Below are 23344 nucleotides of genomic sequence, written 5' to 3'. Positions count from 1 at the left end.
CCCTATTTAATTGCTAATAGCGCGATTAATTGCGCTTCATAAAGTTTTACTTTGTTAGTAAAAAATCCCGTATGTGCTTGCTGTATTTCACCTTGTTTATCGATCAGTAAACTACTTGGCATACCTTGAATATTAAATTGTTGGGCAATATCGCCTTTAGGATCATAAATAACCAAGAAGTTTGCTGGATTTTCTAATAAAAATTCTTTTGCTAACGCTTTATCGGCATCAAGATTGACACTAATAACCACAAAACTCTGATCGCGGTATTTTTGCTGCATTTCGTTCATCCAAGGAAATGACTTACGACATGGCCCACACCAAGAAGCCCAAAAATCAAGATAGACCACTTTTCCTCGGTATTTGGCTAATGTTTGCTGTAACTGAGTTTCTGGTATCGACATCGCCTGAGCGTTATTAACCAGCAACACAGAGAGTAATAACGCCAATAGAGCAGAGACGTTAATTAATTTAGATAAAATTTTTAGCATAAATAGTAAGCTTCATTATTCTAGTTTTAAGATCCTAACTTTATTTTATTTTTCTTAAGAAATCCTTAAGGTTTAATAAAGATCTTGGATATAAATTTTCTTTAATCAGCAAAGTTACGTTATTATCGCCAATATATTTACTTATACTTTTTTATTGGAAGTTAAACCTTGATTGATATCACCCTACTGAGCTTATTTATCCCAACATTTTTTATTGTTAGTTTAACACCAGGTATGTGTATGACATTAGCCATGAGCTTAGGTATTACTATTGGGGTGAGAAAAACATTATGGATGATGTATGGTGAGTTACTAGGTGTTGCCACCGTAGCTGTTGCCTCTGTATTAGGTGTTGCGACAATAATGGCGAAATTCCCTCAACTATTTCAAGCGTTTAAAATAATAGGGGCATTATATTTATTATATATTGGTATTAATATGTGCCGAGCTAAAGGTAAGCTTTTAACTGATTCAAATCAACATCAACAAATCATTAAAAAGCGCAGCTTATTTCAACAAGGGTTTTTTACGGCAATAGCCAATCCAAAAGGTTGGGCATTTATGATTTCGTTACTACCACCTTTTATTAGTCAAGCGCTGCCACTGGCACCACAATTGAGCGTTTTAGTGGCGGTAATATTAGTATCAGAATTTGTCTGTATGACTATATATGCCACTGGTGGGAAAACTATCGGCAAGGTGTTAACCCAAAGAAATAACGTACAACTGCTTAACAAAATCTCCGGCTGCTTAATGATCTTAGTCGCTATTTGGTTAGCCATTAGCTGATGTTAATCGCATGAAGTCTTTGCACTTAAAACAATACAAAGTCCGTAATTCGAGTCAGTGTTTGCTGGTGAGTATTCGCTGGTGAGTGTTTAAAACTAATAACTTATCGGGGATAATTGTAGTGCAATAGCGCAATTTCATTAAATTATTGTCCACATCACTATTTTTTTTGCACAACAAGACTATAAACTTAATGAAGCTAAATAAAACTATAGACTTAATCAGCCTAAATGAAACTGACATAACTTTAGAGCGCTTAGCTTCGGTAACTCGCCACAGTTAACATTTTCGTATAGCTTTTGTTTTCAACTGTGGTGAAGGTTAACCATATGCGCCATGTCATTTGCTCGGCTGAACAACTACCTACTAGCACCTCTGCTTGAAACACTTGTTTACTCGCTATTTCACGACCAGATGTAGGATCTATTTTTAACTGAGCTATATCAATTCCCACTGGCTTTAAGTTATCTAAACCTTTGTTATTTATTTTATTTTTTGGAAAAACTTCTTCAATAAATAATGGGATTTTTCCCATATACATATTAACACCCTCAAGATAGCCACTGACGCTGATCAGTGCTTGTGTGCCTTGATAATTCACCACCATATTAAACGCCTGCTCAGCAACTATTCTATCGATATCAAATAGAACTTGAACTGCTCCTCCTGCTAAGTCGAATTGACATTGGCTTTGCTGAGCAATGCACTGGGCAGTACGCGTGTTTTGAACAGCCACTGTTGTATTAGCATGGTCTTGAGGACTACAGGCTATTAGTAGGATTACTAACAATGTTAATAAAATGTCTCGCGCTAATTTTTTAACTATATTCATTGAATGCTTTAAAAAGAAAGATATTCTTCGCTTATGATACACAAACCTTAATGATATTTATCACTTTTTTATAGGCTTTTATTTAACACGCCATAGCAGGTTTTCAACAAAGAGCACTGAGTTCACACTTGTTATGATCTTACACAAGATTAACCTCGTAATGTTAAGCAAATAAAGTGATGGTCAACAAAAAAATAACAACATGGGCTTAGTTATGATTAAAATTTCCATGGTGATTATTTTAGTTTCTAACAGAAAATACTCAGCCAGATATTTGCTAAATTTAACACAATATCTAGTGTTAAATAGTTTAAAAGGCGTATCATGTAGTTAGTTCTCTAGTGTTTGTTCAACGCATCGGCCAAATATTATCGAGCTGTCATCATTTACCTTTAATTTAACCGTATAAAGTTTAACTACACATTGATTCGCTCTTTTAGCTAAATTAGTCCACTTTAACTGGTCGCCTTTTGTTGGCAAAATAATTAATCAGTACTTGGTTATTAACTTATTGAACAATATTGCAGCGACAGAAATTTTTTGTTGATTTAAATCAAGCTTTGCAGTTGATTTATGGCATAGGCGAAAGGTAAAATCACATTGCTTTTGAAAAAACTCGTATTCGGGTGTGACATTTATCATGACTTCTCAGCATTTTTCATGAAAAAGTTTATTTTTTACAGAAAATTGCAAAATTTAACCTAGTAACGGAACAATAAAAATGACAACAACGCTTGAACATCCGTCATATAACTTCAATGTGGTGCGTCAATTCACCGTAATGACAGTTATTTGGGGGATCTTTGGTACTTCATTAGGTGTACTTATTGCTGCGCAATTAATTTGGCCTGCACTAAATTTTGAAACACCTTGGTTGACCTATTCTCGTCTTCGTCCACTGCATACCAATGTAGTAATTTTTGCTTTTGGCACCAGTGCACTCTTCGCTACTTCATATTATGTTGTTCAGCGCACCTGTAAATCAGTTTTATTTGGTGGCAAATTAGTCGCCTTTACCTTTTGGGGCTGGCAAGCTGTTATCGTGCTTGCAATTATCACTTTACCTATGGGTTATACTTCAAGTAAGGAGTATGCAGAGTTAGAGTGGCCGATTGATATTTTAATTGCGGTGGTCTGGATTAGTTACGCTATTGTGTTTTTCGGCACCTTAGTCAAACGTAAAACATCCCATATCTATGTTGCAAACTGGTTTTTTGGTGGTTTTATCCTCACTGTAGCCGTGTTGCACATCGGAAATAGCATGGTTATTCCCGTATCGATGTTTAAATCCTACTCAATATATTCTGGCGCTATCGACGCTATGATGCAGTGGTGGTACGGACACAATGCCGTAGGCTTCCTATTAACCGCTGGTTTCTTGGGTATGATGTATTATTTCGTACCAAAACAAGCTGAACGTCCAGTTTATTCTTACCGCTTATCCATTGTGCATTTTTGGGCCTTAATCTCATTGTACATTTGGGCAGGTCCTCACCACCTACATTATACGGCACTACCTGATTGGGCTCAGTCAGTTGGTATGGTGATGTCAATCGTATTATTCTTACCTTCTTGGGGTGGTATGATTAACGGTATTATGACGCTTTCTGGTGCGTGGCATAAACTTCGCTACGACCCTATTTTACGCTTCTTAATTGTTTCATTATCCTTTTACGGTATGTCTACCTTTGAAGGCCCCATGATGGCAATTAAATCGGTGAATGCGTTATCTCATTACACAGATTGGACTATAGGCCATGTACATTCTGGTGCTTTAGGTTGGGTTGCTATGGTAACCATTGGTGCTATGTACCACTTAATTCCTATATTATTTAATCAAGGTCGCATGTACAGCACTAGATTAATCAACGTGCATTTTTGGCTACACACCTCAGGTATTGTTTTATACATAGTAGCGATGTGGATTTCAGGTGTCATGCAAGGGTTAATGTGGAGAGCGGTTAACACTGATGGTACTTTAACTTATAGTTTTGTTGAAAGTCTAGTTGCTTCTAAACCGTTCTACTTTATGCGTTTTGTTGGTGGTGTATTGGTTGTTGCTGGTTTCTTATTAATGGCTTATAACATGTACAAAACAGTTTATGCTAAAGACAATAGTCTTAAGCCAATTGAAGTAACTTAAGGGGCCGACAATGAAAAATAAACATGAAAAATTTGAAAAAAATGTTGGCTTGTTCGCTATTTTCACTATTTTTGCGATCAGCATTGGTGGTTTAGTTGAAATTACACCGTTGTTTTTTCAAAAAGCGACTACAACACCCGTTGATAACCTAAGACCTTACACCGCTTTAGAGATGGAAGGTCGCGATATTTATATTCGTGAAGGTTGCAATGTTTGTCACAGTCAAATGATCCGCCCTTTCCGTGCTGAAACAGAGCGTTACGGTCACTACTCTGTTGCCGGTGAAGGCGTTTGGGAACATCCATTTTTATGGGGTTCTAAGCGAACAGGTCCTGATTTAGCCCGTGTTGGTGGTCGTTATAGCGACGATTGGCATCTTGCGCATTTACTTGACCCTCGTTCAGTTGTACCTGAGTCAAATATGCCTTCGTTTAAATGGTTAGCTGAAAATAAGCTTGACGGTGAATTAACTGAAAAGAAGTTGTCAACATTCAACTTCTTAACCCGTAATCGTAGCCATAAAGACGAGCAAGGTAATGCTATTCCGCTTTACTCTGAAACTGAGCTTGCTAATGCAAAAACCTCAGTTGAAGGTAAAACAGAAATGACGGCATTAATTGCCTATCTACAGTCTCTAGGTCATGCGTTGAAATGATAACTATAGACTACGGCACGCTCAGGGGGCTAGTGGCCCTATTAATATTGGCATTATTTATTGTTATTGTGGTTTGGTCATATTCAAAAAAACGCAAATCAGCTTTTGATGAAGCGGCAAATTCAATTTTTGAAGAAGATACTGAAACTGAATTAAAGCACTCTGACAAAAATAAAAAACAGGAGACTAATAACAATGTCTAGCTTCTGGAGTATTTGGATTACCGTTCTTACCTTAGGTACATTAGTGGGTTGTTATCTACTATTGAACTATTGCTTAAAGAACTTTGCAGGCGTTGAAGAAGGTGAGCCTACGGGCCATGTCTTCGACGGCATTGAAGAATTGAACAACCCATTACCAAAATGGTGGAGTACCTTCTTCTTATTAACCATTATCTGGGGTTTTGGCTATTTACTGCTTTATCCAGGTTTAGGTAACTTTCAAGGTCTATTAGGTTGGAAGAGCTCTAACCAAGGTATTTTGAATTTATCAGAATCAAAGGCAAGTGTCGCTAATGCTAAAGCAGCGGGCCTGTTAGTACAGTATGATCGTGAAGTTGCTGCCGCAGAAGAGAAATATGGCCCTATTTTTGAAGCCTATGCAGAGCGTAAAATTATTGATTTAGCAACCGCTAATGATGATGAAGCAAACTCTGCACGTAAAGTGGGCCAACGGTTATATTTACAAAACTGTTCACAGTGCCATGGCTCTGATGCACGTGGTGCTACCGGTTTTCCTAATTTAGCTGATAAAGATTGGTTATATGGTGGCTCACCTGAGATGATCAAAGCTACCCTTATCCATGGCCGTAAGGCAAATGGCATGATAGCTTGGAGTGCAGCATTAGGCGGTGAACAAGGTGTTAAAGAAGTTACTGCATATGTCCTGAGCTTAAGTGGTCGTGAAGTTGACACAAAAGCAGCAGAAGCGGGTAAAGTTAAATTTGCCATGTGTGCGGCTTGTCACGGTAGCGAAGGCAAAGGTAGTGATGCAATGGGTATTGCATTAGGTGCACCTAACTTAACGGATAACATTTGGTTATATGGTGGTTCACAGCGTGCTGTTGAAATGTCAATTGCTAATGGCCGTGCGGGTGTAATGCCAGCTTGGGATAAAATCCTAGGTGAACAAAAAATTCATGTTATCAGTGCTTATATTTATAGCTTATCGCAAGATTAGTAGCTAAAAATAGCCTAAAATACAAAGCCTTGGCACTTTAATATGCTAAGGCTTTTTTATTTAAACAAGAATTATAGTTTACTAAATGAGCGCTTTTTTAATAGTTACCACTTAAGAATAGTCGTATAATATTCACTCTTTCAGCAAAGAAGAAATTTTCATGAAAACATCTTGGTACCGAGAGCCTTGGGCATGGTTTGTATTTATATTGCCTTTTACCGTAGTAGTTGCCGGCATTGCTACGTTTATTATTGCCAATACTAATCCTGACACCCTTGTTGTTGGTGATTATTATAAAAAAGGCAAAGCGATTAATCTTGAATTAGGTAAAATTAAACAAGCACAAAAACTCGGCATGAGTTTTGGTTTAAAACTAGTTGACGATCAGCTTATTATTCGCCCAACGGGTATTGAAAAAGAATTTCCTTTACTCAATGTCAATTTTTATCACCCAACCTTAGCGGATAGAGATTTCTCTTTAGTGTTAACACCTAATGGCAACGGTAATTTTACCCATCTCTTTGAAGCTGATGAAAATGTTGCAGGTAAATGGCAGGTAACTATTACCCCGTTTGAAAACCATTGGAAAATTCAAGCTGTGATCACCTTGCCTCAATCTGATTTCATTGCGATAGCACCGGACACCGCCCAAGCAAATTAATGAGCCCAAATTAATGAGCATAGATTAATGAGCATAGATTGTTTTCATTGCGGTGAGCCCGTACCCAATGGCATTAATTTAACCACAAGTATTGAAAATATTAACCAACCTATGTGCTGCATAGGTTGCCAAGCTGTGGCACAAACTATTGTCGACAACCATTTAACTGACTATTACCGTTTTCGCAGTGCACCAGCAAAAAAAGGTGAAGTATTAGTACCTGAACAACTGCGACGCAATGAAATTCTTGATGATGAAAGCTTACAAAATGAGTTTGCTTATTATCATGATGGTTTTAAAGAAACCATCTTAACCGTCGAAGGTATAAGTTGCTCAGCATGTGCTTGGTTAATAGAAATGCAAATCAACAAACTCGACGGTATTAATAAAATTAATGTTAACGCCACGACACAAAGAGCGACAGTACAATGGCAGGAAGACCAAGTAAAACTCAGTGAAATACTGAGTTTAATTGATAAAATTGGCTATCACGCCCTACCCTTTAAAGCCAGTACAGCTGAAAAAGCTAATAAAAAACAAGCAAAAAACTTTATTAAACGCTTAGGCATTTCAGGCATCTTAATGATGCAAGTGATGATGATCGCGTTTGGTTTGTACTTTGGTGCTTTTGCCGATATGACTGAGTACAATGTCCAATATTTACGTTGGGCCAGCCTTTTCTTAACCCTACCCATTGTTAGCTATGGCGCTTTTCCGTTTTACAAAAGTGCTTTTTTTGCCTTGAAGGCACGACAACTTTCAATGGATGTACCGGTATCTATTGCTATCAGCTTAGCTTTTCTTGCTAGTACTTGGGCAACATTTACCCAACAAGGTGAAGTATATTTTGAGTCTGTTTCCATGTTTACCTTTTTATTATTGATTGGTAAATTTCTGGAGTTTAGGGCCCGTAGTCGCGCTGCTGACATCTCGGCAAATTTATTGAAACTCATGCCGATGACCGCCACTAAAATTGAACAGGGTATCGAACGTTTTGTCTCAGCAGCGCATTTAAAAACAGATGATATTATTTTAATAAAACCGGGGGAAACTATACCCGCAGATTGTGAAATAATAACAGGCACTAGCCAAATTAATGAAGCGATGATCTCTGGTGAGCAACTGCCATTGCATAAAACAGTGTTAGATAACCTTTATGCCGGTACCATAAATGGTGATGGTAACTTAACAGCAAAAGTTAACCACAGTAACCAAGAGTCTTTTTTAAGCCAATTAATTCGCTTAAGCGAAAGTGCCCAAAGCCATAAACCTAAACTGGCGCAATTATCAGATAAAATTGCCCAGTATTTTGTTGCTCTCATCTTAGTTGTGGCCATTGCTACCGCAATATATTGGTCTCAACATCAACCAGCAGAAGCATTTTGGATCACCTTATCTGTTTTGGTAGTTACTTGCCCTTGTGCTTTGTCATTAGCAACACCGACGGCATTAACTTGTGCAACCACTCGACTTAATCGTGAAGGGATCATGATTAAATCAGCACATGTGCTGGAAACTATGCCTGAAATTGAGGCTATGGCCTTTGATAAAACCGGCACCTTAACCACTGGTGAATTTACCGTTACCGAGGTAAAAACTTATGGCGTATTTGCAGATAAGAACACTCCAGATGGGCAACAACAAGTGTTGGCTATTGCGGCGGCTTTAGAGGCACATTCTGCCCACCCACTAGCAAAAGCCTTTAGCCCGTTTCGTGATTTTAGCCAAACAACAACTCAAGTGGTGGTTGCACCAGGTGCAGGTATTTCGGGTCAAGTTAATAACCAGCATTACAGAATTGGTAAAAATTCATGGCTACTCAGTAATAATGACAACACCGCACACAGTGCGCAATGTGTCTTAATGCAAGGCGATAACTTAGTTGCTGAATTTTATTTACATGATGGTTTGCGCGAAGATGCTAAAGCATTGATTGATTTTTTACATCATGAAAATATTATCACAGTGATGTTATCTGGCGATCATCAACAAGGCTGTAATAAATTACAAGCAAAGCTACAACTTAACAGCGTACAAGCAGACTTATCTGCACAAGACAAAGTTAATGCGATTAAGTTGCAGCAAACCTTGCATGCAGTAGCCATGATAGGTGATGGCGTAAACGATACCCCAGTATTGGGTGCGGCGCATTTGTCGATTGCCATGGGCAGTGGTACTGATATTGCTAAAAGTGGTGCCGATGTGATATTACTGAACAATAAACTCAAAGGTGTGCAAACACTTAGGCAGGTATCGTTACGTACTGCGCGAATTATAAAGCAAAATTACCTTTGGGCTTTTAGTTATAATGCCATTGTATTACCGCTAGCAGTTATGGGTTATATCGCGCCCTATATGGCAGTAATCGGCATGTCAGCCAGTTCAATACTAGTGGTAAGTAATTCTTTAAGGCTATTAAAAAAATGAGTGTGATATACGTATTAATTCCCATTGCTATTTTACTGACCGCTATTGGTATTTATCTCTTTTTTTGGGCGGTAAAAACCGAGCAATTTGATGATTTAGAAAAGCAAGGTATGAGTATTTTATTTGAAGATGATAATGATAAAAGCCCTATTGATAAAAGTAACAATACCGCGCCAACAAATGATCAGATAGACGACAACGATGTGCCACAAGAGCAAGTCAATAAACAGATAAAAAATAAGCTATGAGTCTTGATTTTTTCTCCGCATTTGTCATTGGACTATTAGGCTCAGGGCATTGTATAGTGATGTGTGGCGGTATCAGCACTATGCTTACTACGGCGATTGCTGATACCTCGCGTCATAAAAAATATGCGATTATATTAGCCTATAACTTTGGTCGTATCGCCTCTTATAGTCTTATTGGCGCTCTTGTTGCATTCACCAGCTCAATGGCTACCAAGAATATTGGTCTGCCGGTTTCGCTGTTAAAAACTATCGCTGGTATTTTTCTGATTTTATTAGGTTTGTATTTAGGCCAGTGGCTTATGTGGTTAAGTCGTGTCGAACATTTAGGCAAAAATATTTGGCGTTACATATCACCGCATACTAAGAAATTTATTCCTATTAAAAATGTGCAAAGTGCTTTCGCTTTAGGCGCACTTTGGGGCTGGTTACCTTGTGGTTTGGTATATTCTACACTGACTTGGGCATTGGCGAGTGCTGATGCTCTTAATGGTGCCTTGATTATGTTTTTCTTTGGACTTGGCACCTTACCTGCCTTACTTTCAGTATCGCTAGGTACAATAAGTGTTAAAGCATTATTGAGTCATACACTATTTAGAAAGACGGCAGCCAGCCTAGTGATTTCATACGGCATCTATACTATACTAATTTTATATATATAACCTACCTGATATGGACATTATTATGGAAAAAATCATGGAAACATCATGAAAAATTTTAAAGGATATTATGAGTTATAAATCATGCACTGTTCATCAACATATTCACTGCCAAAACTGTAGCCTTAGTGAACTATGCTTACCTTTTTCTCTTAATGATAAAGAGTTAGAAACTTTAGATAATATTATCGATCGTAAGCTACCGATCCATAAAGGTGAGCAAATATTTAATGACGGTCAACCCATGCATGCGCTCTACGCCATCCGTTCAGGCACATTTAAGACCTACACTATTAATAAACACGGCGAAGAACAAATTACTGGCTTTCATTTAGCGGGTGATTTACTTGGCTTTGATGCTATTGCTGATGGTGAGCACCCAAGTTTCGCTAAAGCACTAGAGACCTCAATGGTTTGTGAGATCCCTTATAATACGCTTGATAATTTATCAAACAACATGCCAAAATTAAAGAAACAAATTTTGCGTATGATGAGTACTGAAATTCGTGAAGATCAGGAAATGCTAACACTGCTTAACCGTAAAAATGCTGAACAGCGATTAGCAACATTTATCAGTACCTTAAGTATTCGTTATCATGCCCGTGGCTTATCTGCATCTGAGTTTCGTTTATCGATGACCCGCAGTGATATTGGTAATTATATTGGTTTAACAGTTGAAACCATTAGCCGCTTGCTTAACCGCTTTCATAAAAATGGTTTAATTGCAGTTGATGGTAAGTTAATTACTATTCTAAGTTTTGATAAATTAAACGAATGCGCTGCACTTTAACGTAGAGCTACACTTACTTTTCTACATTGCCTTATTAACGTATTTCACGCTATGCTTAGTGTGAAGTATTATTTTTCATCGCCGACAGCATAATAATTTGATTTAAAACAACTATTACTGCTTCAAAGTAGACTATTGTTATAACACCAGTAGACAATTGATAAAGGAATTAGCTATGGAAAAGTATCAAAAAATACTCGCGATTGTTGACCCAACAACAGAAGAGCAAAAAGCGGTAAACCGAGCCATAGAGTTAGCGCGTAAAACTGGCGCTAGCATTACCGCATTTTTAACCATTTACGATTTTTCTTATGAAATGACCACCATGCTATCAAGTGATGAGCGTGAAGCCATGCGCCAGTCGGTTATTAATAATCGCACACAATGGCTAGAGTCTTTACTCGCAGAGCTTGACTTAACTGGAATTTCTATCGATTGTCGGGTTATTTGGCATAACCGTCCTTTTGAGCAAATTATTGCTCAGGTACTCGATAATGGTTATGACATTGTCATTAAGGGTACTCATCAACACGATAAATTTAAATCTGTCATATTTACCCCTACCGATTGGCATATTCTGCGTAAATGCCCTTGTCCTGTTTTGCTCGTGAAAGAGCATTTGTGGCCTGATAACGGCAATATACTTGCCGCGTTAAACATTGGCAGCGAAGAAGAAGAGCATAAAGCGCTTAACGAAAAAATTACAACAGAAGCTAAACAGCTGACCCAAGTCATGAAAGCAAATTTGCATCTAGTGAATTCATTCCCAGGTACACCCGTTAATATAGCGATAGAAATACCAGAGTTTAATGCCAGTGATTATAATCGCTTGATGTTAAAACATCATCAAAAAGCGATGTTAGCACATGCAACTGCCTTTAATATTGCGCCGGAAAACACCCACATTAAAGAGGGTTTACCAGAGGATATTATTCAAAGCATAGCCACTGAATTAGATGCCGAATTAGTCATTCTTGGTACTATTGGCCGTACTGGTTTGTCGGCAGCACTGATTGGCAACACCGCAGAGCATGTGATTGATAGACTTAATTGTGACGTATTAGCATTAAAACCCGATGGTTATATTTCACCACTTGATGTTGATTAGTCTCGACCAAGTATGCTCTTGCCTATCACTTATACCAGTTCCATTAAATTTGTGATCTTGTTGTGCGCAGGAAAAATAACTCAAGGTAAGACGCTCGATTGAGCAATAGCTGGCTATTGGGATTGAGAGCAACACAGCCTTGAGCTATTTTAACCAGTACAAGTGAGCAATAACTTAATGGGATTGGTATTATACCAGTTCCATTAAATTTGTGATCTTGTTGTGCGCAGGAAAAATAACTCAAGGTAAGGCGCTCGATTGAGCAATAGCTGGCTATTGGGATTGAGAGCAACACAGCCTTGAGCTATTTTAACCAGTACAAGTGAGCAATAACTTAATGGGATTGGTATTAATAGCGTATACCCGCTCCACTTAAAGGTGCAGGTTTGTGCAAGTCGAGAAAGGGTTAGGTACCAGGCATGGATTGAAGAGAATAGTTATACCAGTTCCATTAAGTTTGTGATCTTGTTGTGCGCAGGAAAAATAATTCAAGGTAAGGCGCTCGATTGAGCAATAGCTGGCTATTGGGAGTGAGAGCAACACAGCCTTGAGCTATTTTAACTAGTACAAGTGAGCAATAACTTAATGGGACTGGTATTATTATCTTCGTATCGCGCCTTGAGCTGATTTCCTAGCTTAGCTCTGAAACTGCATCTTGAAGTGAAACGGGTATATTGATAAAGAATGGGACAAATGCTGTATTTTATAGATAATTCAGCAGCTATTTTTTAACCGCTATACCCTTTTGATTTGTTTATTAATCGGTTGAATATAACCGATTAAGTAAGGCTTACTTATTATATAACGCGAAGTAATGTTGATTATGGCGGATCATATCGGTTAATTCCAACACATAATCTATACCGCGCTCAGAATAACGTACTAATCCTGTGGCAAGAATTTCTGGCGCTAGCGGCTGGTTTTGCTCGCGTAATTGGCCTCTAATCGATCTAAATACCGCGTAGGCACCATTAGTATTAATGTTGTGCAAATAGCGTGCGACACCTAAACTAATAGAACTATAGGCGGCGACTTCGTGTTTAGCACCGGTATTGCGGCTACCTGGTACCATGCCGCAACCTTCCCTATAACACCACACGCCAAAAAAGTTTAAACCTATTCGAGCAAAACGGGAGGTTCCCCAAGCAGATTCATTGGCTGCTTGTACTAAAACAAGTGCTAGTGGAATAATGTCAATTTTAAGCTGTAATTCATACAACTGCCTTAACAACGAGAATTTTTTACTGACTTTATATTTTTTGCTCAAACTGCTGACTAAAGTGTGTTCTTCCTTACTAAAAGGTTGTTCTAAGGTCAATTGCGCAATTAAGCGCTCCACTTCAGTGCGCAAAGTCAGTATTTTTTTATTTTCAACCTCTACTGCCGGTTTAATAAAAGCAAAGAAACGACGTTTTTTCTCTTTTACATCACGAATTTTAGCAAAGTCAGGTAAATTGACCTTGTGTAACGGTTGCTCAACTGTCTTAATAACCTTAATGATTTTTTTAGCTTTCTTGGCTTTTTTGGGTGTTACCGACTCTTCTTCCGGCATACTTTGCGGCAAAGGTAAGAAGGTAAACGGTGCAATTAAACCCAAAACCAGTATCACTAAAAAGATAAAGCCTAAAAAATTTTGCTGATTGAATTTCGTCAAGCTAATGGCTCCTTGTGCAATTATGTTGAGTCTGGCTTACTAAAAAAATCTGGTAAATCAGGCCGAGAAGGTGTCATTTATTGTCTTAGTTTGATCAGCTGATGTTTGCACCTGTAAACCAAATATTTCTCGATATAAAATTCCCTTTACGTTGTAAAACAACGGCACGATGTAGGCTAAACAGAATAGAAAAAATGCAATAGCAATAAAGCTCAACTCAGATTCACCCGCTATTACAACAGGTAAAGCGGATATCAAGACAGCCAAAGCTAATATCAAGTAGATAGCAAAAATTTTGAACCATTGAAAACGTGTGGCTTGAATACTGACCGAAATTGCCTTTATGGGCGACATGTTCTTTTCTACCACCAAAGGCAAGGCAAGTGACAGTGCAACCGCTAAAAATATGCCGGGCAAATAAAATAATGTTAAGCCAATGGTAACCAAGGTTGAGGTTAATAAGGCACTAACCGCAACCCAGCTGCCTCGTTTTAAAAAGCCAAAAACTAATTTCGGTCGTGTTTTTAAACCAACTGAATGGAAAATCCCCATCATTTCAACACCAACAATAAAAGGATAAACCACTAATGTAACGATAATATTAAGTAAAGTGGCTGACTTTTGATCTTGAATGGCTACTTCAATACCGCCCAACTGACTACTCACTAACATTGAAACCAACATACCTATCATTAAACAAGTAAACAGCCCCAAATTAATCGCCATGCGCGACTTTAAGGTTATTTGCCAACCTTCTTTCAATATAGTTGCTACATCAAGTGTATATTCACCTTTTATAGCTTCTTCGACACTACCACCAACGTTTTCAACAGGAAGTTTTTCCACAAAAATATTACCTAATGAGTAAGCGTATACCAACGCTTGTCTTAATTGCCGCCAGTATATCGTAATTAACCACTGTCTGTGAATAAGCAAAGAAAAGTTATTAACCTTGAGCCTATCTAGTTCACCAAGGTTAAAGGGTAACCCAGCCAACTTGACCACCTAAATAGCAATTAATAGGTAAGCATTACACTTCAAAACTGATTTACTGATAAAAGTATTTAAGCCTTATAAAAGGCTAAGAGTTGTTTTTAATGTTCATCAACAAGGTTTTAAAATAGTGAGCACCTTTTTTCTCAGCTAAGGCGATATTATTGTCTGGAATTGCCTCAGGGTTTTTATAAACGCTGAGCACTTTCGCCATGCTTTGTTCACGAATTAAATGCAAGGTAGGATAAGGAGAGCGGTTAGTAAAGTTGCTCGCATCATCATAGTCAGCCTCGGCAAAGCAATATTCTGGGTGAAAGGTGGCTACTTGAAATATGCCTTCAAAGTTATGTTCAACAATAATATCATTGGCGTAATCAACTAAATCTAAAAAGCGATTAAAGTCTCTAAATCCTTGATTATAGATCAATAAACTCGTCTCTATTTTAGGATTATCATGCAAGTAGTGACATTGTGATAAAAATTCAACTAAGGCTGACTTTAGCTGTTCTTTATCACTAGTGAAATAATGAATAGTTTGGTTAACAAACTCTTTTTTTGCGAACGGACAAAAATTTAGCCCAATAATCACTTGCTCTAGCCATTGTTTGGTTTGGTCAATTTCATCTATTGTGCTCATAACAACTTACTCAATATTTTACTTATTCACTTGCTGGTCTTGATTTACTCACCTGCAATTACTCTTACTCAACAACCGCTAGGCTATTAGCTGTTGTCACTTTGTTGCAGTTGCCACATTTTGTAGTAATGGCCTTTTTTAACTAATAAGCCTTGGTGTGTGCCCTGCTCAACAATTTCACCTTGTTGCATAACAATAATATTATCCGCATCTACTATCGTGGATAATCGATGAGCAATCACTAAACTGGTTCTATGTTCGGCAACTTCTTTAATGGCGCTTAATATTGCTTGTTCTGATTGGCTATCAAGTGAAGAAGTTGCTTCGTCAAACACCAAAATACGAGGATTTTTCAAAATAGTACGAGCAATAGCGACACGTTGTTTTTCACCGCCCGAAAGTTTTAAACCGCGCTCTCCTACCATCGACTTCGCACCATCGGGTAATCTACTGACAAAGTCAGATAAATGCGCCAATTTAAAGGCCTTATTAACCATTTCTTCACTGGCTTCAGGTGCACCATAATTAACATTGGCAAAAAGTGTATCGTTAAACAACACGGTATCTTGTGGCACAATACCAATATTTTTTCTCAGTGAATGCTGGGTTACTTGACGTATATTTTGCCCGTCAACAGTTATTTTGCCATTGTCACAATCATAAAACCTAAACAGCAACTTAACTAAGGTAGATTTCCCTGAGCCACTTTCACCCACTACCGCAACCTTTTGTCCTGATTTAATAGTAAATGATATGTTTTTAATAATAGGTCGTTTTACATCATAGGCAAACGATACCTCTTCAAATTTAATTTCCGCATCAGATAGGTTTAAGATCTTCGCATCATCATTGTCTTCTACTTTTGGCTGCTTTTGCATCAGATCAAACATATGCTCAATGTTGGCAAGTGAGCCTCTAATTTCGCGATAAACAAAACCTAAAAAGTTCAGTGGAATAAAAAGCTGCATCATAAAAGCGTTGATCAGCACAAAATCACCTAAGGTCATATTTCCATAAGTGACTTCGTATGCCGCTAGTGCCAACATGCCAGTCATCGAAAAGGATATAATAAGGGCTTGACCACCGTTTAAGGCAAATAAAGATAAACGATTCTTCATTTTCGCCTGTTCCCAAGTCGCTAATTGGCTGTCGTATGCTTTTGCTTCAAAATCTTCGTTAGTAAAGTATTTAACCGTTTCATAATTAAGTAAACTGTCGATAGCACGAGTGTTACTTGATGAATCTGCCTTGTTGGCTTCGCGTATAAAGCGTGTACGCCAATCTGTCGCATAAACAGAGTAAACCACATAAAACACGATAGAAGATAGGGTAATTAGCGCAAACCAAATGCCATAATTGAAAAACAAAATACCCACCACCATAATAATTTCAATTAAGGTAGGAATAATGTTGAACACCATAAAGCGCATTAAAAAATTAATACCTGAGGTGCCACGGTCAATATCACGCGATAAACCACCGGTTTGGCGATTTAAATGAAAGTCTAAATCTAATTTATGTAGGTGCTGAAAAACTTTTAAGCCAATTCTGCGGATCGCCCGTTCTGTTACTCGGCCAAATAAAGTATCGCGAATTTCTGCGAATATAACCGTGGTTAATCTTACTAATCCATAAGCACCCACTAGCGCAAAGGGTACTAAATAAACCTGGTTTTCTTTTTGGTTATCTAAAATATCGACAATGTCTTTAAGAATAAAAGGTAAATAAACACTGGCAACTTTCGTTAGTACTAAGCACGCTAAAGCTAAAAATATACGGGCTTTAAATTCAAATAAATAGGGTAATAAAAGTTTAACCACACGCCAATTAAAGGTGGTGACTTCATGATCGGGTTGATGAGAGGATCTACGCATAATTGCTAGTAATTTCCAATTGAATTTCAGTTCAAAAGTAACTGTTTTGATGGCGAGTATATTAACATCGATTCTGTACGAATATCTGAAAAACCTGACTTTTGAATTAACATTTTATTGCCAATGAACTTTGTCAGTAGTTGTGCTAACGTGAAGCTATTCTACTAACGGGGTAACTCGCCATTATGTTTACCTTAATTAACAATGTCATTGATCGTTGTTTTTTCACGCTTACTTTTATATTAGGTGTACAGCTGCCTGAATTTATGCAGCAATATCAACAGCGTCTCGCTGGCCACCTAGCTGAAGCTAGCTCACAATTAGCACAATTTGAGCTCATCGCTCAGCAACACTTTGATGGTAACCTAATAACCATGATCACACGTTACAAAGACAATACTGAAGCGTCTATTATCAGCACAGGTGAGTTGATTGAACGATTGTCAGTGCGTGTTGACTACTTAGCAAGTCATTTAGCGCAAATTTCTCAAGCAGACTATCTCCATAGCATGTATCAATTGATTTGGCATTTAGATCAAGAAATTGCTCGCGGTACTGCTGAGCATTTTTCCATGGCCATTCCGCTTGAGTTAAACGCGATTGCTACTGGTGGCACACTGGCGATTGGTGTTTTGTTATTGAAGGAGTTAACCGTATTCAGCGTTAAGCGCACTTTAAAAGCAAAGAAGACCACGCTGACTTAAGGCATGATTAAAAAGTAACTTTCTTTTTTGAACGCAATAAAAAAAGTTGCCGAAGCAACTTTTTCTATACGATACTGATGCAAAACTGACTTGCTAACTTATTCGCCGTTACCGTTTTCAACACGACTTTTAAGTTTTTGACCTGGGCGAAACGTTACCACTTTACGTGCTGAAATTGGAATATCTTCACCCGTTTTAGGGTTACGTCCAGGACGTTCACTTTTTACTCGAAGGTCAAAGTTCCCAAAACCAGACAGTTTCACTTGCTCGCCTGCTTCGAGTGTTTCACGAACTTCTTCGAAAAACACTTCAACCATATCTTTTGCGTCGCGCTTACTCAGCCCAACTTTTTCAAATAAATGTTCTGCTACTTCTGCTTTTGTTAGCGCCATTATTCAATCCCTCAGAGATGCATTTAGTTCAGTTTTCAAGGTGTCAACCACACGGTTAACCACGTCAGTGATATCCTTTTCTGCTAAGGTTTTACTATTGTCTTGCAATATCATTGCTATTGCTAAGCTCTTAAAACCAGAGTCAATACCATTACCTCGGTATACATCGAACAAGTTTAGATCAACTAAATAATTTCCGCCAACCTTTTCAATAAGTTGTAGTACTTTATTTGCACTAACTTGCTCTTCAATCACCACAGCAATATCACGTCTATTGGCCGGATAGCGAGATATGTCGCGCGATTGCGGTATATTCTGTGTACGAATTTCAGACAATAAAAGTTCAAAAACTAATGTCCGACCATTAAGACCTAATTTCCGTTCTAATTCAGGATGTAAGGCTCCAACATGGCCAACTAATACACCGTTATGGTGAATAGCAGCAGTTTGTCCTGGGTGTAAAGCGTCAACTTCAGCCTTTGAAAACACAAAAGCATTTTCGTTGCTTGTTAAACCGAGTAACGCTTCAACGTCAGATTTAATATCATAAAAATCTGTTGCTGCTTTTTCAATATCCCAATGCTCTTCACTGCGTTGACCACTTAACACACCGGCGATCATATTATCTTGACGAACGCCATTTTCAGCACTTTCATCCGGAATAAAGCGCAAGCCGGTCTCAAATAAACGTACACGGTTTTGTTGACGATTTTGATTATAGACAACGGATTGCAATAAACCTGTCCATAAACTCACGCGCATTTCTGACATTTCAGATGAAATAGGATGTGGCAAGGTCATGGTTGCCTGACCAGGATGAAGCTGCGCTTGTACTTTTGGATCAACAAAACTATAAGTAATCGCTTCTTGATAGCCACGGTTGACTAAAACATGGCGTAACTTGCTTAACGGTAACTGTGCTTCTTTTTGCTCGCACATTGCTAAGGTTGCTTTTGGTGAAACATTGGGGATATTGTTGTAACCAAAAATGCGGGCTACTTCCTCAATTAAGTCAACTTCAATGCTGATATCAAAACGATATGCCGGTACGACAACCGTCCAAACTTTAGCTTGATCTGCACCCTTTTTTGCCACAGTAAAACCTAGCCGAGTTAATATTTCGCTAACCTTGGTATCATTTATATGATGACCAATACGACCATCGAGTTTTGCACGGCGTAGTGTCACTGTTCGCTCAACAGGAATATTTTCTTTTGACGTGGCTTCAACAATTGGACCGGCTTCACCACCAACAATCTCAAGTAAAAGCTTAGTCGCACGTTCCATAGCATCACGCTGTAGTTCAGGGTCAATGCCACGTTCATAACGATGTGACGCGTCAGTATGCAAACCATATTGACGGGCTTTACCTAAAATAGCTAAAGGTGCAAAGAAAGCACTCTCTAAAAAAATGTTTGTTGATTCACTCGTAACGCCTGAAGCTAAACCACCAAAAATACCCGCCATAGCAAGTGCTTTTTCCTGGTCTGCAATGACTAGGGTTTGCGTAGATAGACTGACTTCATTGCCATCTAACAGGATTAGCTTCTCGCCTTCATTGGCGTAACGTACGTTTATACCGCCATCGATTGCCGATAAGTCAAAGGCATGCATCGGGTGGCCTTGCTCTAACAAGATATAGTTGGTCACATCAACCACAGGATCTATTGAACGTGTACCACAACGGCGGAGTTTTTCTACCATCCATAAAGGCGTTTGGGCCTTAATGTTGATGTTTTTAATCACTCGTCCTAGGTAACGCGGACAAGCTTTTTCAGCTGACAACGTAATTGCAACGGTATCGTCAATGGTTGGTGTAACAGCTGTAATTTCAGGCTCGGTCACACTTAGGCTATTTAATACACCGACTTCGCGTGCAAGACCTTTTAAGCCAAGACAGTCACCACGATTTGCCGTTAAGTCAACATCAATAGTGACATCGTTTAAGTCTAAATACTCGCGCACACACATGCCAATCGGTGCATCGTTGGCTAATTCCATGATGCCAGCAGATGGGCCATCGGCTTTATCAGCTAAGCCGATTTCTGATTCACTACACAACATACCGTTTGATGCTACGCCACGAAGTTTTGCTGCTTTAATTTCAAAGTTACCCGGTAAAACTGCACCAACGGTGGCAACGGCAACTTTTAAGCCTAAACGACAGTTTTTAGCACCACAAACAATATCGGCAAGTTCACCATCATTGTAATCGGCTCCACTCTCGCCACTGAGACGGACTTTTGTTACTTGTAATTTATCAGCATCAGGATGCGGACCACATTCAACCACTTCACCGATTAACACACCCGTAAATTCACCTGCAACAGCTTCTATGGCGTCAACTTCAAGGCCAGCCATGGTAATTTGATGAGCTAATTCATCTGAAGATATAGCAGGATTTACCCACTCACGTAACCAAGATTCACTAAATTTCATTATATGGCTTTCCTACTTGAACTGTTTTAAGAAGCGAAGATCATTTTCAAAAAATGAACGTAAATCATTTACGCCGTAACGTAACATGGTTAAACGTTCAACCCCCATACCAAAGGCAAAACCGGTATAAACTTCAGGATCAATGCCAACACTGCGCAGTACATTGGGATGTACCATGCCACAGCCTAATACTTCTAGCCATTTGCCATTTTTACCCATAATATCAACTTCTGCAGAAGGCTCAGTAAAGGGGAAATATGACGGGCGAAAGCGAATTTCTACTTCTTCTTCAAAAAAGTGATGTAAAAAGTCATGTAAAACACCTTTTAAATGCGTAAAACTGACATCTTTATCAACCATTAGCCCTTCTACTTGATGAAACATAGGTGTATGGGTTTGATCATAATCATTACGATACACTTTACCCGGAGAGATAATACGCAGCGGTGGTTGTTCTTTTTCCATGGTACGTATTTGCACGCCAGAGGTCTGCGTACGCAGCACTAACTTAGGATTAAAATAAAAAGTATCGTGGTCTTGACGAGCCGGATGATGCTCTGGAATATTTAAGGCGTCAAAATTATGAAAGTCGTCTTCAACTTCTGGCCCTTGTTTTACTGAAAAGCCTAAGTCGCCAAAAAAACTCTCGATACGCTCTATAGTGCGAGTAACTGGGTGTAAGCCGCCTAACTCGTCGCCACGGCCAGGTAATGTTACGTCAATAGATTCCGCAGCAAGTTGTTGCTTAATAACTTGTGCACGTAGTAATTCACCACGTGCAGTTAACAACTGTTGGACTTGCTGTTTAGCGATGTTAATCACTTGACCCGCTTTGGGCTTCTCTTCTTTTGGCAACTTACTCAGACCTTTCATTTGTTCAGTGAACAAACCTTTCTTGCCTAAGAAGTTAACGCGAACTTGGTCAAGTTCTGCAGGATCAGTCGCCGCAGCAATTGCTTGTTCTGCCTGCAATATAATATCGTCTAAATTCATGAGTTCCTCTAAAGCGTGTTTAAAGCGCCAATAGTTTTTTAGTAGCAAAATATAGGGCATTAACATCGGCCTAATATTGGCCTTTAGCTAGACTTTTTCGATTAATAAAATGATAGATAATTTTACACAAAAAATGATGGATAAAGTAGAGTAAATCTACATTTTCCGAGAAAAAACAGTGCTATTTAACTTTTACTTTTATAAAAGTAACTGATTTTAACCATAATGGCATTTAGAATTAAAAATAAACTAGCTGAGGATATGAGGAAAAGGCTTTTTATGGCCTTTTCCTCTGACAGATTAAATAGTTAGTGCTTAAAGGTTATAACCCACTTCGTCATGCTCAGTTATGTCTAAGCCGGTAATTTCTTGCTCTTTAGATACCCGTAATCCCTGAGTCATTAATGCCACCAGTTTAAACAATAGGTAAGAGACAACTGCGGTATAAAGAATAGTCGCACCAATACCAATGAGTTGCACGGTGACCTGCCCTATCATGGTACTAATACCTTCAGCGTAACCAAAACCACTAAAGGCTCCTAGCTCAGTTGAGGCAAAAATACCTGCAAGTAAAGTGCCTAAAATACCGCCAATGCCATGCACAGGAAACACGTCTAATGAATCATCAATTTTCAGTTTATGTTTAATATAAACTGTTGAATAAAAACAAACAATACCCGCTGAAACACCAATAATTAAAGCGCCGCCTGGTCCAACAAAACCTGATGCGGGTGTTATAGTACCTAAGCCTGCAACCATACCAGTTACTGCACCAAGCACACTGGCTTTACCAAATTTTTTCCACTCGATAGCAGCCCAAGTAAGCGCCCCGGCTGAAGCTGACAAATGAGTCACTAACATCGCCATTGCCGCATCACCATTCGCAGCTAAAGCACTTCCACCATTAAAACCAAACCAGCCAACCCACAACATACCAGCACCTGTTACTGTCATGGTGAGGTTATGCGGTAACATCGGGGTTTTTGGAAAACCATGACGAGGACCCAACACTAACGCTGCCACAAGTGCCGCAACACCTGCGGTGATATGAACCACAATACCACCGGCAAAATCGTAAACGCCCATTTGTGCAAGCCAACCACCACCCCAAACCCAATGAGTAACAGGTGCATAAACCACTAACAGCCATAACCCTGAAAACAGCAATACCGCAGAAAACTTCATTCTTTCGGCGTAAGCACCGATAATTAGCGCCGGTGTGATCACCGCAAAAGTCATTTGAAACAGCATAAATAGGCTTTCAGGAATGTCACCTGCAAGTGTTTCCTTAGTCATACCTACCATAAGCACTTTACTAAAATCGCCAATCCATGCATTACCTTCGCCAAAAGCTAAACTGTAACCGACGATAAACCATAAAATGGATGAAACACCGGCAATGGCAAAACATTGCATTAAAATTGATAAAATATTTTTTCGGCGCACTAAGCCGCCATAAAACAAAGCTAAACCCGGTAAGGTCATCAATAATACTAGTGCTGTGGCGGTTAATATCCATGCGGTATTAGCACCGTTAAGTGTTGCTTCTTCAGCAAAACTCGGTAAAGAAAAAGTTAAAGCGAAAAGTGTGATAATTATTTTATTCATTTTTACATCCACTATTTAAATCTTTTTAGGCTTTATGCTGAACAGCCCATTTTATTTTTATTGTTCGATAA

General features: G+C 38.7%; 22 protein-coding genes. 12 read left to right on the top strand and 10 right to left on the bottom strand.

Annotated elements, in window-relative coordinates; all coding sequences use genetic code 11:
• Positions 1-2 precede the first annotated feature (2 nt).
• Positions 3-491, bottom strand: coding sequence for a TlpA disulfide reductase family protein (locus ESZ39_RS04540; RefSeq protein WP_146878603.1), 489 nt, complete (start codon positions 489-491; stop codon positions 3-5).
• Positions 492-659: 168 nt separating this feature from the next.
• On the opposite strand from ESZ39_RS04540, the gene ESZ39_RS04535 reads away from it, so the two are divergent.
• On the top strand, positions 660-1280 hold the full coding sequence (locus ESZ39_RS04535) for a LysE family translocator (RefSeq protein WP_146878602.1): 621 nt from the start codon (positions 660-662) through the stop codon (positions 1278-1280).
• Positions 1281-1536: 256 nt separating this feature from the next.
• Here the strand turns inward: ESZ39_RS04535 and ESZ39_RS04530 are convergent, their stop codons facing one another.
• On the bottom strand, positions 1537-2112 hold the full coding sequence (locus ESZ39_RS04530) for a hypothetical protein (protein ID WP_146878601.1): 576 nt from the start codon (positions 2110-2112) through the stop codon (positions 1537-1539).
• A 721-nt stretch (positions 2113-2833) separates the two neighbouring features.
• Between ESZ39_RS04530 and ccoN the strand changes: the two genes are divergently transcribed.
• The 10 genes from ccoN to uspE all read left to right on the top strand — a co-directional run bounded on the left by ccoN (position 2834) and on the right by uspE (position 11979).
• A complete protein-coding gene (gene ccoN / locus ESZ39_RS04525; RefSeq protein ID WP_146878600.1) occupies positions 2834-4255 on the top strand; it encodes a cytochrome-c oxidase, cbb3-type subunit I in 1422 nt (473 codons plus the stop codon).
• A 10-nt stretch (positions 4256-4265) separates the two neighbouring features.
• Positions 4266-4910: a cytochrome-c oxidase, cbb3-type subunit II gene (gene ccoO, locus ESZ39_RS04520; RefSeq protein WP_146878599.1), complete on the top strand. Its 645-nt coding sequence runs from the start codon at positions 4266-4268 to the stop codon at positions 4908-4910.
• Positions 4907-5113, top strand: a complete 207-nt coding sequence (locus tag ESZ39_RS04515; protein ID WP_411266853.1) for a cbb3-type cytochrome oxidase subunit 3 — start codon at positions 4907-4909, stop codon at positions 5111-5113. The genes ccoO and ESZ39_RS04515 overlap by 4 nt, the downstream gene beginning before the upstream one ends.
• Complete coding sequence (gene ccoP, locus ESZ39_RS04510) at positions 5106-6089, top strand: cytochrome-c oxidase, cbb3-type subunit III (protein ID WP_146878598.1); 984 nt, start codon at positions 5106-5108, stop codon at positions 6087-6089. The genes ESZ39_RS04515 and ccoP overlap by 8 nt, the downstream gene beginning before the upstream one ends.
• Before the next feature lie 160 nt (positions 6090-6249).
• Positions 6250-6750: a FixH family protein gene (locus ESZ39_RS04505; protein WP_146878597.1), complete on the top strand. Its 501-nt coding sequence runs from the start codon at positions 6250-6252 to the stop codon at positions 6748-6750.
• Between the two features lie 27 nt (positions 6751-6777).
• Positions 6778-9177 carry a heavy metal translocating P-type ATPase gene (locus tag ESZ39_RS04500; protein ID WP_146878596.1) on the top strand — a complete coding sequence of 800 codons (2400 nt, stop codon included), beginning with the start codon at positions 6778-6780 and terminating at the stop codon, positions 9175-9177.
• Positions 9174-9425, top strand: coding sequence for a cbb3-type cytochrome oxidase assembly protein CcoS (gene ccoS, locus ESZ39_RS04495; protein WP_146878595.1), 252 nt, complete (start codon positions 9174-9176; stop codon positions 9423-9425). The genes ESZ39_RS04500 and ccoS overlap by 4 nt, the downstream gene beginning before the upstream one ends.
• Positions 9422-10084, top strand: coding sequence for a sulfite exporter TauE/SafE family protein (locus ESZ39_RS04490; RefSeq protein ID WP_146878594.1), 663 nt, complete (start codon positions 9422-9424; stop codon positions 10082-10084). Before ccoS ends, ESZ39_RS04490 begins: the two co-directional genes overlap by 4 nt.
• A gap of 67 nt (positions 10085-10151) precedes the next feature.
• Positions 10152-10871, top strand: a complete 720-nt coding sequence (gene fnr / locus ESZ39_RS04485) for a fumarate/nitrate reduction transcriptional regulator Fnr (protein ID WP_146878593.1) — start codon at positions 10152-10154, stop codon at positions 10869-10871.
• A 175-nt stretch (positions 10872-11046) separates the two neighbouring features.
• The gene (uspE, locus tag ESZ39_RS04480; protein ID WP_146878592.1) at positions 11047-11979 is read left to right on the top strand and encodes a universal stress protein UspE; all 933 of its coding nucleotides are present in this window, start codon (positions 11047-11049) and stop codon (positions 11977-11979) included.
• Between the two features lie 790 nt (positions 11980-12769).
• On the opposite strand, the gene ESZ39_RS04475 is transcribed toward uspE, so the two are convergent.
• The 4 genes from ESZ39_RS04475 to ESZ39_RS04460 all read right to left on the bottom strand — a co-directional run bounded on the left by ESZ39_RS04475 (position 12770) and on the right by ESZ39_RS04460 (position 17137).
• Positions 12770-13633 carry a glucosaminidase domain-containing protein gene (locus tag ESZ39_RS04475; protein WP_223270233.1) on the bottom strand — a complete coding sequence of 288 codons (864 nt, stop codon included), beginning with the start codon at positions 13631-13633 and terminating at the stop codon, positions 12770-12772.
• Between the two features lie 57 nt (positions 13634-13690).
• Positions 13691-14479 carry a hypothetical protein gene (locus ESZ39_RS04470; RefSeq protein WP_146878591.1) on the bottom strand — a complete coding sequence of 263 codons (789 nt, stop codon included), beginning with the start codon at positions 14477-14479 and terminating at the stop codon, positions 13691-13693.
• Between the two features lie 235 nt (positions 14480-14714).
• A complete protein-coding gene (locus ESZ39_RS04465) occupies positions 14715-15263 on the bottom strand; it encodes a DUF1415 domain-containing protein (protein WP_146878590.1) in 549 nt (182 codons plus the stop codon).
• Positions 15264-15349: 86 nt separating this feature from the next.
• Positions 15350-17137 (bottom strand): ABCB family ABC transporter ATP-binding protein/permease, encoded by a 1788-nt coding sequence (locus tag ESZ39_RS04460; RefSeq protein WP_146878589.1) that lies wholly within the window; start codon positions 17135-17137, stop codon positions 15350-15352.
• A 185-nt stretch (positions 17138-17322) separates the two neighbouring features.
• On the opposite strand from ESZ39_RS04460, the gene ESZ39_RS04455 reads away from it, so the two are divergent.
• On the top strand, positions 17323-17841 hold the full coding sequence (locus ESZ39_RS04455) for a DUF2937 family protein (RefSeq protein ID WP_146878588.1): 519 nt from the start codon (positions 17323-17325) through the stop codon (positions 17839-17841).
• Between the two features lie 98 nt (positions 17842-17939).
• Here ESZ39_RS04455 and ESZ39_RS04450 read toward each other — a convergent pair whose 3' ends face one another.
• From ESZ39_RS04450 to ESZ39_RS04435, 4 genes are all read right to left on the bottom strand, one after another.
• Positions 17940-18233: an integration host factor subunit alpha gene (locus tag ESZ39_RS04450; RefSeq protein WP_146878587.1), complete on the bottom strand. Its 294-nt coding sequence runs from the start codon at positions 18231-18233 to the stop codon at positions 17940-17942.
• A gap of 3 nt (positions 18234-18236) precedes the next feature.
• Positions 18237-20672: a phenylalanine--tRNA ligase subunit beta gene (gene pheT, locus ESZ39_RS04445; protein ID WP_146878586.1), complete on the bottom strand. Its 2436-nt coding sequence runs from the start codon at positions 20670-20672 to the stop codon at positions 18237-18239.
• A gap of 12 nt (positions 20673-20684) precedes the next feature.
• A complete protein-coding gene (gene pheS, locus ESZ39_RS04440) occupies positions 20685-21665 on the bottom strand; it encodes a phenylalanine--tRNA ligase subunit alpha (protein ID WP_146878585.1) in 981 nt (326 codons plus the stop codon).
• 315 nt (positions 21666-21980) lie between these two features.
• Positions 21981-23273 (bottom strand): ammonium transporter, encoded by a 1293-nt coding sequence (locus tag ESZ39_RS04435; protein ID WP_146878584.1) that lies wholly within the window; start codon positions 23271-23273, stop codon positions 21981-21983.
• Positions 23274-23344 lie beyond the last annotated feature (71 nt).

The organism is Colwellia sp. C1TZA3, from assembly GCF_007954265.1.
In the GTDB taxonomy this organism is placed as follows: Bacteria; Pseudomonadota; Gammaproteobacteria; order Enterobacterales; family Alteromonadaceae; genus Cognaticolwellia.
This window is presented reverse-complemented; position numbering and strand designations above follow the sequence as displayed.